Here is a 13917-nt window from a genome sequence, read left to right on the forward strand (position 1 = left end):
TTATTATGACTCTTGATTCGCTTGTTCTTCTAAAATTTTCTTCATCATCGCAACCATGTCATCACGTAATTCTGGGTGTTGCAGAGCCATTTCGATTGTCGTTTGAACGAATCCTAGCTTTTCACCTACGTCGTAGCGCTTTCCTTCGAAATCGTAGGCAAATACACGTTGGATTTCATTTAAGCTTTGGATTGCATCTGTTAACTGAATTTCACCACCAGCACCGACATGTTGCTGTTCTAAGAACATAAAGATTTCAGGCGTTAAAATGTAGCGCCCCATAATCGCTAAGTTTGAAGGAGCTGTACCTTGTGCTGGTTTCTCAACGAAATTGCGAACTTGGTAACGACGACCTTCTTGTTCTAATGGATCGATAATTCCATAGCGATGTGTTTCCGACTCTGGAACAGTTTGTACACCAATAACAGAAGAAAGTGTTTTTTCATACTCATCCATTAATTGACGTAAACACGGTTTCTCAGCTTGGACAATATCATCACCTAGTAACACTGCAAATGGCTCATCACCAATGAATTTACGTGCACACCAAACAGCATGTCCTAGTCCCTTCGGCTCTTTTTGACGGATGTAATGAATATCTACCATTTTTGAAGAAGCTTGTACTTTTTCAAGCAACTCATATTTTTTCTTCTCTAATAAGTTTTGTTCTAGTTCAAATGCGTTATCAAAATGATCTTCGATAGAGCGCTTTGTTTTACCAGTAACAATAATAATATCTTCGATTCCCGATTTCACTGCTTCTTCTACAATGTATTGGATCGTTGGTTTATCTACTATCGGTAACATTTCTTTCGGCATTGCTTTCGTTGCTGGTAAAAAACGTGTTCCTAATCCAGCTGCTGGGATTATCGCTTTTCTTACTTTTTTCATCACAAAATACCCTCTCTCCTGTCGGAATCAATAGCAATCATTTCCTACATAAAACAAAAGGGAGATTTCGCTCCCTTTTGTTCCTTACTACTTAAAATTACTTTGTATTATAAACGATTCATAATGTCTTCTTTAATAGTAAGTAACTTTTGTTCACTATTTTGTAAAGAACTATCTTTCACACCAAAGTAAAACTTAATCTTCGGCTCAGTTCCAGATGGACGTAGGCAGAACCATGAACCATCCTCTAATTGATATTTTAACACATTTGATTTCGGTAAGTGAATCTCTTCTTTATGTCCATCTTGCAAAGATGTAACAACGCTCGCTTTATAGTCTTCAACTGCTACGACTGTTAAGCCCGCCACTTCTTTCGGAGGATTCTCACGGAACGTTGCCATCATCTCTTGGATTTTTTCCGCTCCATCTTTTCCTTTTAACGTTAACGATACAAGGTCTTCACGGAAGAAGCCGTATTTCTCAAATACTTCTAATAGACCGTCATATAACGTTTTCCCTTGTGATTTGTAGTATGCAGCTACTTCACATGCAAATAGGACAGATTGTACTGCATCTTTATCACGGCAGAATGGGCGGATTAAATAACCATAGCTTTCCTCATAACCGAATTGGAATTCATATTGTCCGCTTTCTTCATACTGTCTAATTTTCTCACCGATAAATTTAAATCCAGTTAACGTATCAACTGTATCTAAACCGTATGCTTTTGCAATTGTACGACCAATTTCAGACGTTACGATTGTTTTTAATACGACACCGTTCTCCGGAAGCGTTCCGTTTTCTTTCTTTTGAGATAGTAAGTAATCAAGCATTAATGCACCTGTTTGATTTCCTGTTAATACTTGGAACTCACCATTATGATTACGCACTGCTACACCTAGACGATCTGCGTCAGGATCAGTTGCGATTAATACATCTGCGCCTACCTTTTCACCGTCACGAATGGCATACTCAAACGCTGCGTGCTCTTCTGGGTTCGGTGATTTTACTGTAGAGAAGTTTGGATCTGGTAACTCTTGCTCTTTTACAACTGTTACATCTGTAAATCCAACTTCTTTTAAACCACGGCGTACAGAAATATTTGATGTTCCGTGTAATGGTGTAAAGACGATTTTTAAGTCTTTACCAACCTTTTGTACCATTTCTTTATTAATGATGACATTGTTCAATTCTGCAGCATATGCATCATCTACTTCTTGTCCAATAATATGTAATAAACCGTCAGCTTTTAATTGCTCTACATCAGCGACTTCAACTGTTAATTCATCTTCTACTGCATTTACGTAGCTAATTAACTCATCTGCCTCTTTTGGAGGTAACTGTCCACCATCTTCACCGTATACTTTGTATCCGTTATATTCAGGCGGATTATGGCTTGCCGTAAGAACAATTCCACTTACTGTATGTAAATGACGAACTGCGAAAGAAAGTACTGGCGTTGGACGTAAGCTTTCAAACACATATGTTGTGATACCACGTGCACCAAGTGTAGCAGCAACTTCCATTGCAAACTCAGGTGATTTATGACGAGAATCATAGGCTACAACAACACCGCGTTTTTTCGCTTCCTCACCTAACTTTTCGATAAAGCTTGCTAATCCTTTTGTTGCTTTACGAACTGTATATACATTTAAACGGTTCGTACCAGCACCAAGTTCACCACGCATACCACCTGTGCCAAACTCTAGATTTTTATAAAAGCTATCCTCGATTTTCTTCTCATCTTGCTTCATATTTTCTAGCTGTTCTTTTAATTCTGCATCTAATTGTGCGTAAGAAAGCCAGCGACTAAATTCTTGTTTCCAATTCATTCTTCTCTCTCCTCTCGCTCGTCATACCTTTATTATATGAAAAAAACATGCTGTATCTCAATATTTTATAAAATCTAACAGGATTTTACTAGGAATATTTGTATACACTATTATTAAATACTCCACTAAAGGGAATGAGGATTATGCACGAATGGGGCTTGTCAGAAGAGCTCAAAATACAAACAAAGCAAATGATTGAAATTGCTGAAAAAGAACTATCGATTATGAGGAACGCAATCGATAAAGAAGACGAATGTATTTTATGCAAAATGGAAGATATTCATTATATGTTAGCAAATGTACAAACATTAGCAGCTACATACTATATTCAGGCATATTTATCACCTTATACGGAAAGTTCATCTTTTATTACGACAGCTATCCAACATTTAAGCGCCAGAAAACATGGTGCTCTTATCGTCGTGGAACGAAACGAGACGCTTGAAGCTCTCATTCAAACTGGAACGACATTAAACGCTCATTTAACTGCGCCATTACTCGAATCAATATTTTATCCAGGTAACCCCCTTCATGACGGTGCCGTTCTCGTAAAAAATAATCATATTGTCTCAGCTGCTAATATTCTTCCTTTAACGAAAAGTACAGAAGTTGATCCTGAGCTAGGAACACGTCACAGAGCTGCAATTGGCTTATCAGAAAAGAGTGATGCACTTATATTAGTTGTCTCTGAAGAAACGGGCCGTACTTCTTTTGCTTTAAATGGGGTTTTGTATACGATTTCTTTATAAATACTTTTTAGCACCGTTTTGAACAGCACAGTAGTAAATGAAGTTATATCGAATTACCAACAAATACGCCTACAATATTAATAAAAAAGGCTATCTCCAAAATTTGAGCCAGCCTTTTATTCAAAAAATTATTCTTCTACAAAATGCTTGAAAAGTATACGAATTACCTACCCATTGCTGGAACTGCCCCATAAATTATGTGCACACAGCGATATCTAAGTACAATAATTATCACTTCATGTCTTGCTAACTCTTTTTGTACTCAAAACATGTTTAGAGTTCTTTCATAACAACTATATTTTTTCTAAAATGCTACACTTCCGGCTATTATTTTGTATCTATTTTTAAGAAATAGGAAAAAGGGTACTTTAGACATCCTATCTAAAGTACCCTTTTATTAAAAATCTATTTTATTATAAAGAATAATTGGAGACTGCAAAATGGTAAAAATATAGCATACTTTCAAAATTATTTATAATTATTAATATTAATATTAAACATAAAGCAACTACTTTTACACGTCTCATCACTTTAAAACCATATGCCAATAATAACGGTATTGTAAACAGCATATGTGCGCCATAAATAAATGCTTCAGATGCCCCAAAACCAATAATTCCATGTAAAACAATATTAAATAGTAAACAGAAACTTAAAAACCTTACGAAAGGTTCTTTTCTAAAGTTTTTCCATACAGCTACTATTATAAAAGCATACACAGATACAATCACAATCCATCCGATCATAGTATGCGATGGAAGCATATTTAATTGTGCGAATTGCTCACCTTGTCTTAAAGTAACTTCCGAGAATGGTCCAAAGATGAATGAAGATCCTAATAATAGATGAAATACTAATATACCTGATGGCTTAACGTATTCTGGTGAAAAATTCTGTCCTTGCGCAGCAAAGTCCATACTACCCTTTAATCCTTCGATAAGAACTACATTATTTGCGTTCATTGCTAATACAAACAGGACCACGACAATAACAATCGAAATACCAGTCCAAATAATTTTTTTCCGTAGTTTCTTATAACTCATCACACTACCTAAAAACCACATAAACGAATTGGTTAATGTAACCCCTGTTATTCCTATTGCCAACAATACATTCGCAATACTAAATCCTATTTTCGCTTCTTTTTCCCCTGTAATAAATGGATAGCATACAAAGCACATAAGTACCAATGTGAAATTTGCATAGCTAAAAGATTCTGGTGTCCACGTAATAACTAACATAGTAGCTGAAAATCCATACATGACCGCTAGTAAAAAAGAAACAATCGTATTCTTACAAATTTTACAACATAATGTATAAATCATCACTACACTGAGCGCGCTTAAAAACGTTTGAATGAATATAATACCATGTACAATATTCCCTACTTTTACTGTCTCCAGCATCCACATGAATTGTTGAATAAAATAATAAAGGAATGGATGTCGGAACCAGGTCGCCGCTGCTACATCTACTTTTTCAAGGAAAAAGGAGATGATATAATATCCTTGATCAAAAGAAAAATAGGTATCAACCACCCACGCTTCAATAAAAAGCTTAGAGTGAGTATCCATTTTCCAACCGATAAAAAAATAAAATGACCAATAAAAAATGAAAAGGACAAGGGCTAACATACCCTTTCCTTTATAATCATTCCAAATATTCAATACTTCTTCTCCTCTCTACGGTAGAAATAACATAATTAGATGTGCCACGTACCCAATAACTGTTCCTAACACAAGTCCACCAAAAATCTCATGCCAATGATGTCCTTGACGCTCTCTTAATTTTTCTTCTTCCGAACTTATATGTTTATTCAACATTTTTGCATGTTTACCAACTGTACGGCGAAGTCCTGTGGCATCAATGATAACAATTGTTAAAATTGCCATCCCGATTCCAAACATCGGTGTATTAAACCCTTCATGAAACCCTATTGTCATGACCATACTTGATAAAATCGTTGTATGCGTACTAGGAAATCCACCATTTCCTACTAAACGAAAAGCATCTTTTCCAGAACGAAGATAATTCACTAAAAATTTTAATACTCCCGAAGCTACCCAAGCTATAAATGGAAGTACACAATATAAATATGTTCCCATTGCTTTACCTCCTATGATTTTGCAATAAATAAAATGCCAGCTACTATACATACCATTCCAGCAATTTTCATGAAATTGATTGTTTCACCAAATAATAATGCTGACGCAATAATAACAAATACATATCCGAAACTCACCATTGGGTATGCATAACTTAAATCAACCTTTCTCAGCACAATCATCCATAATAATGCACTTAAACCGTAAAAAGCTAGTCCGAAAAAGTTCGGTACGTTAATGAAATTCATAATACCTACAGCCGCTGAACTTTGTGATTTCATTGCGCCAAACTTTAATAAAATTTGCCCTACAACTCCCATACCAACTGATAAAATAATCATTAAAAATTGTTGCATCTCTATACTCCTTAACTGTTTATATTCAAAAAATGTTTTATTCCAAATAAAAAACGTTTAAGACACTCCTCTTAAACGTTTTAACAAACCCGAATAGAGTAATTAAAAGTTCAATAGTATAATAATAACTGTTATCGCATATAACAACACTGTTATTAAAATATGCTGATCCTCTAATAAAACTTTATCTGGTTCTCCACCTTTATCTTCCATGTGAACTAAATATAAATAACGAAAAATCCCGTAAATTACAAATGGGATTGTCCACATTAAATAGATACTTTTCCCTGCATTAAAAGTAAAGATAGCATAAGTTACAATAGTTGCCGATGTAACAATTGTACTTAATTGGTCTAACAAAGCAGAAGAATAACTTTCTAATACTTTTCTATGAGAACCTTTATTATTCTGTAACAATACTAATTCATGTCGTCTTTTATTAATGGCCAAGAATAGTGACAGTAATAATGTACATAATAAAAACCACGGTGTAAATGGCACTTGAATAACTAATCCACCGGCCAATGCTCGTAAAACAAATCCAGATGCAATAATTAAAATATCAATGATTACAACGTGCTTTAAACGAATTGAATACGCTACATTTAAAATAAAATAGACTGCTAATACTAAGCACAATAACGGATTTAGTATATATGAAACTACTAAAGACGCTACTAAAATAACACAACCTGCCGTAATAGCAAAGTACGGATTTAATGCACCCGATGCCATCGGTCGATATCGCTTAACAGGGTGTTGTCGATCTGCCTCAATATCCATAAAATCATTTAAAATATAGACACAGCCAGATATTGCACAAAATAGGGCAAAACAAATTGCAGCTTGTGCCACCATAGTTAAAGATACTTGTTTTATCGAAAAGACTAACGCTGCAAATACAAGCAAGTTTTTAGTCCATTGTTTCGGGCGTAACTGTTTAAAAAACAATACAACTATATTTTGTTGAGATAAAGTTCCTTCCCTCATAATAATAAGAGTGCTTCTATTTTTTTCACTCTCTTCATTCCCTCCCTATTAAATTGTTATTTACTTCTAATACAGGAAAGATTATATCACATAAGTATAACATTGAAAATCAGCTATTAAATACCAATAAAGAGGTCTCTCATCCATATTGGTAGTTCTAATAGACAAAGCTACAACAGCATTACACGCTCATTAATGGAATCAACATTTTCTAAAAGTAATCATCTTCATGATGATGCATTCTCATTAAAATAATCGTATCGTCTCCATTGCTAATATTCTTTCATTAACACAATTACAGAAGTTAATCTTGAGCTCGGGACACGCCTCAAAGTTACAATTGGCTTACCCGAAAAAAGTGATGCACTTGGTTCTGTAAAGAAACAGACCGTACTTCCTTTTTCAAATGGAATTTTATACACGATTTCTTTATAAACATTTTTTTCAACAGCGTAGTAGCAAACAAAGTTATATCGAATTACCAATAAACAGGTCTACTATACCAATAAAAAGGCTGCCTCAAAAATTCGAGACAGCCTTTTCTTCAAAAAAATTATTCTTCTCCAAAACGCTCCACAAGTGTTGCAAGTGTACGTACCATTGCGCCAGTTGCTCCAGCTGGACCTAAGTCGTGCGCACCTTTTGTTTCTGATGTTCCAGCGATATCTAAGTGTACCCATGGTGTATCTTCAGCGAATTCGCCTAAGAATGTACCTGCCATAACCGCATGTCCTTCACGGCCTGGTGAGTTATTTAAATCAGCAAACTTACTGTTTCTCACACGTTCTTTATCACGATCAAAAATCGGTAGTTGCCAAATTGGCTCATCTGTTTCCATAGAAGCCTCTAGCACTTGCTCAAATAACTCTTCATTATTTGTCATTGCGCCTGTCGTATAGTTTCCAAGTGCAACAATTACACCGCCTGTTAATGTTGCAACATCAACAAGGTAGTTTGCACCAAGTTTTTTCGCATACGTAATACCGTCAGCTAAAGCTAGACGACCTTCTGCATCCGTATTTAATACTTCAATTGTTTTTCCGCTCATAGATGTGATTACATCGTCTGGCTTAAATGCCGTACCACTTACAACGTTATCAGTTGAAGGAATAACAGCGATCACATTTTGTTCTGGGCGAAGTTCACCGATAATTTCCATCGCACCTAATACAGCAGCTGCACCGCCCATATCACCTTTCATACCAACCATGCCTTCACGTGGTTTTAAAGAATAACCACCTGTATCGTATGTAATACCTTTTCCAACGAACCCAATGACATCTGTCCACTCTTCTTTTCCTTTATAAATAAGAGCGATCATTTTTGGTGGCTCTACACTACCTTGGTTTACTGCAAGTAACGCACCCATACCAAGGTCTTCCATCTCTTCTTTCTCAAGAACTTTATAGTCCATATCATACTTCTCCGCTAATTCAACAGCATACTCAGCAAGCTTTGTCGCTGTTAATACGTTTGGCGGCATATTTACAAGTGTACGAGCTGAATTTGTTGCACGTCCATGTACGTAGCCAACTGTTAATGCTGCTTCAATTTCTTGTGCATCTTCCGCTGTAATAGCCGTGAACTTCTCTAACTCTACACGATCCTTTTTATCTGATTTATACGTTTGTAACTCATATGTACCAAGGCCTTGTACCTCTGCCGCAATATGAGCGACATCAATCGCGTCTAATTTCTCTGTTACGAAAGAATCAAGTAAGATTGCTGCATCTCGTACTTTTGCTGCTTGCAGTGTTTTAAACGCCTTACCAAGAGCCGCACGTAACGTTTCTGTCGTGTAAGATTCTTTCTTTCCTAAACCAACAAAGTAATAACGTTTCACATTTGTTTTCCCTAAGCTATGTACTTTCGAAATGGCCTTTTTCTTCGTAGATAATTCTTTCTCTTCTAGTAAAACTTGTAATTGCCCTTCAAACGCTTTGTCCAGTTCTTGTACAAAACTACTCATTTTCTCTTCTTCAAATAAAGCAACAATTACCGCTTCATGACCTGCTAATTCTTTTTGTACTTGAAACATGTTCAGACCCCCTAAATTTCTCTACCACCATTATAACTTTATTTTCGATAAAATGCGATAATTCTAACTACAGTTATATGGCGTGTAAAATCGCAGATCCAAAATCTCCTCTATCATGAAATAAGCCAAGAAAAAAAGTCTAGCGTAATTACGACTAGACTATCTTTGTTTTAAATATTGACCACGAAACACTTGCATCGTTTCGTCTTGATTTAACATCGTTAACTCTTCTTCTGTAAACTTACCATTTCCTACTTTTACTACGTACACATTTACTTTTTTCTTACCCCATTGGCTATAAACATCTTTCACCGTATCATAATATAGATCAAGACGGTTTCCTTTTATTGCACCGCCCTTATCAGCTACTACACCATACCCGTAACCTGGCACGAAGAGAATCGTTCCAATCGGGAATACGCGTAAGTCCGCAGCAATTGTGGAATATAAATCCCTTTTCACTTTGACACCTGAATATGTAATACCATACTCTGGATGCCCTGGCCTCTTACCAGTTGACTCAATCCCCGATGTATAACCTGTTGCAGTCATTTCAATTGAACGATATTTAGACCAGTCGTTTGCCTGCTCTAAAGCATTTATCACTTCTTTACTCGGAGCAACATTTCTCTTAACTTCTGCTGCATGTACTTCTTTTGCACTCATTCCTTCATATATCTTTACAATCTCTAATAAAGAAACTCCTGTGAAAGCATTCCATGTTACGCATAATGCAATTGCAAGTAAACAAGTCATCATAATGCGAATACAATATCGTTTTAACATTTTTATATTCCACACTCCTTCATCGTTAATCATTCCCTATACGATGAAGGAATATGCAAAAAAATAATCTCCAACTTAATTGGAGATTAAAACATTTGATATCCGCTTTTCCGAAGTTTCTTGATTACGACTCCTGCTAAAGCAGCCCCTACTAATCCAGTAGATAGAATAAATACGTCTGCTTGTCCTAAGTGCGATACACTTGTCCCAAATGAAGAAAATGTTTCTTTCGGTTTTGAAAAATAATCCCACATACTCGCTTTATTAATAATAAGCATACAAACAATCGGATACACAATAACCATTACCCAAGTAGCTCGCAAAATCATATTGAGTAAAAATCCAATTCCAAAGAACAAAATAAAGAATAACATCATTGAAATAAGTAGTACCGGTATACTCACTCTTTTCCCCTCTCCTCCGCACGTGCCGTAAATACGTGATAAGCTGTATAACCAAATGGTTCACCTGGATTTAATGTTTTGTCCACTTCAAGATGTAGTTCTGATCTTCCTTCTAACAAATATTTAATAAGCACAGACGTATTCGGATCGTCTACAATCTTATCCGGATGTAAGAACGCCACTTCAGACAATTCTTTCTCCTGTACAATAATATTTTCTCCTTCAGGTTCCAAAAGGAAAATAATCATATTATCACTAATCTCATTACGAATAACACCCGATCGAACACCAATAATCCCCTTCACATGAGCGACAATGCCTGTCTCTTCTAACACTTCGCGTTTCACAGCTTCATCAACCGTCTCACCTTCATTTACAAAACCAGCCGGTAAAGACCATTTTCCTTTTAATCCACTGTATTTCTTCTTAACAAATAGCCACCTACCATCTTTTGTAGCTACTAAACCACTAACAGCTAGCCATACCTTCCCTCGTTTCTCCATGATGTAATAACCTCCTCCATCAGAACGGACAGAATATTCTTTCTTTTTTATATATTATACTATATTTTTAATATGAAAAAAGCAGAAACAGCTCTTAGCCGTTTCTGCTTTTTCTACTATATATTAAAAGAACTTTAATTTACCTTTTTTAAGAACTAATAAAGGTCCACCTAATAAGAATAGGTAACGGTTATCGATTACTTTCTTCATGAAGGAAGCTTTCCAACCTGTTAACTTTTTACCCATAACAACGCCCATTGCATCGTCATGACCTAAAGAACATACAGATCCTTTATTATCGAATGCGAATTTCTTCATTTCGCCCTTGCCACGAACTAATACAGTTAAGTTGTGTGCAATATTGTAACCTTGTTGAATTGCAATTTGTGCTGTTGGTGGGTAAGGACGGTTAATTTCTTCATTAATGATTAACGCTGCGTCACCAACCATGAATACATCTTCGTATCCTGGAGCGTGCATGTACTCATCAACTTTTACACGTCCGCGCATTGCTTCAAAGCCAGACTCTTCCACAATACCATTACCACGAACACCTGCAGCCCAAACTACTGTTTCAGACTTAATTAATTCAGTGTCATCGCCATTCGCAACGATAATACCTTCTTCAGTTGCTTCTTTAATTGCTGTACCGATGCGGAATTCTACACCTTTTTTCTCAAGCTGTTTTACAGCGTATTCTACTAACGCTGGATCGAAACCTGGAAGTGCTGTTGGAGCAGCTTCTACACAGATGATACGTGCTTTTTCACGTGGTACATTATACTCTTTGCAAAGTTCAGGAACACGGTTTGCAAGCTCACCTACGTACTCGATACCAGTAAATCCAGCACCACCAACAACGATTGTTACTAACTCATCGCGTTGTTCAGTTGCATATTTAGAGAAACTAGCTTCCATATGCTCACGAATTTCACGAGTTGCATTAATGTTAGCGATTGAGAATGCATGCTCTTTTAATCCTGTAATTCCGAATGTTTCTGATTCGAAACCAAGACCAATTACTAAGTAATCATACTCTAACTCGCCATCTTTTAAGATAATGCGTTTTTCAGCAGCTTTAATTTCTACTACTGTGTCTTGTACAAAGTTCACTTTATTTGTATCAATAACGTCTTGAATATCTAGACAGATTTTTTCATCTTGTAATGTACCAGCTGCGCTCTCATGTAACCAAGTCGCTTGGTAGTGATAGCTGTTGTTGTTTACTAGCGTAATTTCAGCTTCATTTACAGATAATGCTTTTTGCAGACGAACAGTCGTAATCATCCCGCCATAACCTGCACCTAAAACTACGATTTTTGGAGTCTTCACCAAATCACAACCCTTTTCTTTATATAATAGTAATAAAAAATAATACCAAGTACTAAAAACTCTATTTGTCAAGAATGTGGAATTTATCACATTCTATATCATAACAAAACGCAGTCAAAAAATCGTACGAATTTTGTCATAGAAATTTAACATAATACTTCCCTATATTAGTCGGTTTTATTCCAGAATTCAAGCGTCTGGAGAATTATCAATATTTTAAAATAACATAGCGTTTTCAAGGGTTTTTTAGCCTTTTTTTCATGTATTTTCCTTTCTGTATATTTTATACAATAAAAAAGAACCTATGCGAAAACTTACACACAATTCAGTCGTTTTCAGAAGTATTATGAACTCAAATATGCTATCATTTATTTGAAAGTGTCATCATTTGCAGGATTTTCGTGTACATATGAACAATATATGAAATCAATATCAAAATTCCATCTATAGGGGGAATGAAAGTGGCAGAAAATCAAAAAGTTTACGACATAACAATTATTGGTGGTGGTCCAACGGGACTGTTCACAGCATTTTATGGCGGTATGAGACAAGCAAGTGTAAAAATCATTGAAAGCTTACCTCAACTTGGCGGACAATTATCCGCACTCTACCCTGAAAAATACATTTATGATGTGGCTGGATTTCCAAAAGTGCGCGCACAAGAATTAGTTGATAACTTAAAAGAGCAAATGAAGAAATTTGACCCAACTGTTTGTTTAGAAGAAGCTGTCGATACGCTTGAGAAACAAGCTGACGGTATATTTAAACTTGTTACGAATAAGCAAACTCACTATTCTAAATCAGTTATTATTACTGCTGGCAATGGTGCTTTCCAACCACGCCGCTTAGAATTAGAAGGTACAGCGAAATACGAAAAGAAAAACTTACATTATTTCGTTGATGATATGAATAAATTTGCTGGTAAGCGCGTCGTAGTATTTGGCGGTGGCGACTCAGCAGTAGACTGGACAATGATGTTAGAACCGATTGCTGAAAAAGTTACAATCGTTCATCGTCGTGATAAATTCCGTGCGCATGAACATAGCGTAGAAAGCTTAATGAATTCTCGTGCAGAAGTAAGTACACCATACGTTCCAGTAGAACTCATTGGTGATGACAAGATTGAACAAGTCGTTCTTCAACATGTAAAAACGGAGGAAAAAATTATCATCGATGTTGATGACGTAATCGTAAACTACGGCTTCGTTTCTTCTCTTGGCCCAATTAAAAACTGGGGCTTAGATATACAAAAAAACAGCATCCTTGTAAATTCAAAAATGGAAACAAATATTCCTGGCATTTACGCTGCTGGTGACATTTGTACATATGAAGGAAAAGTAAAACTTATCGCTTGTGGATTTGGCGAAGCACCGACAGCAGTAAACAATGCAAAAGCTTACTTCGATCCAAATGCAAAACTTCAACCGATGCATAGCTCAAGTATGTTTTAATATGCAAAAATAAAGCTCCTTCCATACGTGGAAGGAGCTTTCCTTTTATATAACATAAAAGCACACTGAGTCCAATAAACTATCGAACTCAGTGTGCTTTTCGTCTAAAAAATTATTGTTTTCTTCTTCTACCTAATACGAATAATACTCCGCCAACTAAGAATGAAATTCCCGCACCAACTGACATCATCCATGAATGTGCTGCCCCTGTTTTCGGTAATTCTTTTTCTACTTTTACTTGCGGTTCTTTAATTAACTTTTCCAGTCTTACTTCCGGTTTCTCCGGTTTCACTTCTGGTTTCTTCAGATCTTTCGGTTCCTCCGGTTTCACTTCTGGTTCCTTCGGCTCTTCCGGTTTCACTTCTGGTTCTTTCGGCTCTTCCGGCTTCACTTCTGGTTCTTTCGGTTCTTTCGGCTCTTCCGGTTTCACTTCTGGTTCCTTCGGCTCTTTCGGATCCTCTGGTTTCACTTCTGGTTCGT

Annotated in this window: 14 protein-coding genes; 2 read left to right on the forward strand and 12 right to left on the reverse strand. The window is 36.2% G+C overall.

Translation table 11 applies throughout. The features are described 5' to 3' along the window. Positions 1-3: 3 nt before the first annotated feature. Complete coding sequence (gene galU, locus AB6801_RS12225; protein ID WP_002097988.1) at positions 4-891, reverse strand: UTP--glucose-1-phosphate uridylyltransferase GalU; 888 nt, start codon at positions 889-891, stop codon at positions 4-6. A 107-nt stretch (positions 892-998) separates the two neighbouring features. Beyond that, entirely contained in the window at positions 999-2723 is a 1725-nt protein-coding gene (locus AB6801_RS12230; protein ID WP_030029055.1) for a phospho-sugar mutase, read from the reverse strand. 143 nt (positions 2724-2866) lie between these two features. On the opposite strand from AB6801_RS12230, the gene cdaS reads away from it, so the two are divergent. Then, the gene (cdaS, locus tag AB6801_RS12235; protein WP_370941080.1) at positions 2867-3472 is read left to right on the forward strand and encodes a sporulation-specific diadenylate cyclase CdaS; all 606 of its coding nucleotides are present in this window, start codon (positions 2867-2869) and stop codon (positions 3470-3472) included. Between the two features lie 413 nt (positions 3473-3885). Here the strand turns inward: cdaS and AB6801_RS12240 are convergent, their stop codons facing one another. From AB6801_RS12240 to AB6801_RS12280, 9 genes are all read right to left on the reverse strand, one after another. After that, entirely contained in the window at positions 3886-5139 is a 1254-nt protein-coding gene (locus AB6801_RS12240) for a DUF6080 domain-containing protein (RefSeq protein ID WP_016118809.1), read from the reverse strand. 15 nt (positions 5140-5154) lie between these two features. After that, a complete protein-coding gene (locus tag AB6801_RS12245) occupies positions 5155-5577 on the reverse strand; it encodes a divergent PAP2 family protein (protein ID WP_000537662.1) in 423 nt (140 codons plus the stop codon). An 11-nt stretch (positions 5578-5588) separates the two neighbouring features. Next, complete coding sequence (locus AB6801_RS12250) at positions 5589-5933, reverse strand: EamA family transporter (RefSeq protein ID WP_001183889.1); 345 nt, start codon at positions 5931-5933, stop codon at positions 5589-5591. 102 nt (positions 5934-6035) lie between these two features. After that, positions 6036-6923 (reverse strand): decaprenyl-phosphate phosphoribosyltransferase, encoded by an 888-nt coding sequence (locus tag AB6801_RS12255; RefSeq protein ID WP_001206695.1) that lies wholly within the window; start codon positions 6921-6923, stop codon positions 6036-6038. Positions 6924-7476: 553 nt separating this feature from the next. Then, the gene (gene pepA, locus AB6801_RS12260; protein ID WP_000487949.1) at positions 7477-8961 is read right to left on the reverse strand and encodes a cytosol aminopeptidase; all 1485 of its coding nucleotides are present in this window, start codon (positions 8959-8961) and stop codon (positions 7477-7479) included. 159 nt (positions 8962-9120) lie between these two features. Next, a complete protein-coding gene (locus tag AB6801_RS12265) occupies positions 9121-9747 on the reverse strand; it encodes a 3D domain-containing protein (protein WP_000920098.1) in 627 nt (208 codons plus the stop codon). 86 nt (positions 9748-9833) lie between these two features. Next, positions 9834-10151, reverse strand: a complete 318-nt coding sequence (locus AB6801_RS12270; protein ID WP_000027016.1) for a YuiB family protein — start codon at positions 10149-10151, stop codon at positions 9834-9836. Continuing rightward, positions 10148-10654: an NUDIX hydrolase gene (locus AB6801_RS12275; RefSeq protein WP_000415320.1), complete on the reverse strand. Its 507-nt coding sequence runs from the start codon at positions 10652-10654 to the stop codon at positions 10148-10150. Before AB6801_RS12275 ends, AB6801_RS12270 begins: the two co-directional genes overlap by 4 nt. A gap of 123 nt (positions 10655-10777) precedes the next feature. Beyond that, the gene (locus AB6801_RS12280; protein WP_000856612.1) at positions 10778-11986 is read right to left on the reverse strand and encodes an NAD(P)/FAD-dependent oxidoreductase; all 1209 of its coding nucleotides are present in this window, start codon (positions 11984-11986) and stop codon (positions 10778-10780) included. A 461-nt stretch (positions 11987-12447) separates the two neighbouring features. Here AB6801_RS12280 and AB6801_RS12285 point away from each other — a divergent pair, with 461 nt between their 5' ends. After that, on the forward strand, positions 12448-13437 hold the full coding sequence (locus AB6801_RS12285) for an NAD(P)/FAD-dependent oxidoreductase (protein ID WP_000829788.1): 990 nt from the start codon (positions 12448-12450) through the stop codon (positions 13435-13437). A gap of 112 nt (positions 13438-13549) precedes the next feature. On the opposite strand, the gene AB6801_RS12290 is transcribed toward AB6801_RS12285, so the two are convergent. Further along, positions 13550-13917 (reverse strand): LPXTG cell wall anchor domain-containing protein (locus AB6801_RS12290; RefSeq protein ID WP_370941081.1); only part of this gene is annotated, 368 nt, incomplete at its 5' end.

The sequence above is a fragment of the Bacillus sp. RCC_6_1 genome, assembly GCF_041360755.1.
GTDB lineage: Bacteria > Bacillota > Bacilli > Bacillales > Bacillaceae_G > Bacillus_A > Bacillus_A cereus.

What these genes read in the sequence shown, in the direction of transcription:
- galU (WP_002097988.1), bottom strand. Translation starts at nt 891, where the DNA reads ATGAAAAAAGTAAGAAAAGCGATAATCCCAGCAGCTGGATTAGGAACA.
- AB6801_RS12230 (WP_030029055.1), bottom strand. Translation starts at nt 2,723, where the DNA reads ATGAATTGGAAACAAGAATTTAGTCGCTGGCTTTCTTACGCACAATTA.
- cdaS (WP_370941080.1), top strand. Translation starts at nt 2,867, where the DNA reads ATGCACGAATGGGGCTTGTCAGAAGAGCTCAAAATACAAACAAAGCAA.
- AB6801_RS12245 (WP_000537662.1), bottom strand. Translation starts at nt 5,577, where the DNA reads ATGGGAACATATTTATATTGTGTACTTCCATTTATAGCTTGGGTAGCT.
- AB6801_RS12250 (WP_001183889.1), bottom strand. Translation starts at nt 5,933, where the DNA reads ATGCAACAATTTTTAATGATTATTTTATCAGTTGGTATGGGAGTTGTA.
- AB6801_RS12255 (WP_001206695.1), bottom strand. Translation starts at nt 6,923, where the DNA reads ATGAGGGAAGGAACTTTATCTCAACAAAATATAGTTGTATTGTTTTTT.
- pepA (WP_000487949.1), bottom strand. Translation starts at nt 8,961, where the DNA reads ATGTTTCAAGTACAAAAAGAATTAGCAGGTCATGAAGCGGTAATTGTT.
- AB6801_RS12265 (WP_000920098.1), bottom strand. Translation starts at nt 9,747, where the DNA reads ATGTTAAAACGATATTGTATTCGCATTATGATGACTTGTTTACTTGCA.
- AB6801_RS12275 (WP_000415320.1), bottom strand. Translation starts at nt 10,654, where the DNA reads ATGGAGAAACGAGGGAAGGTATGGCTAGCTGTTAGTGGTTTAGTAGCT.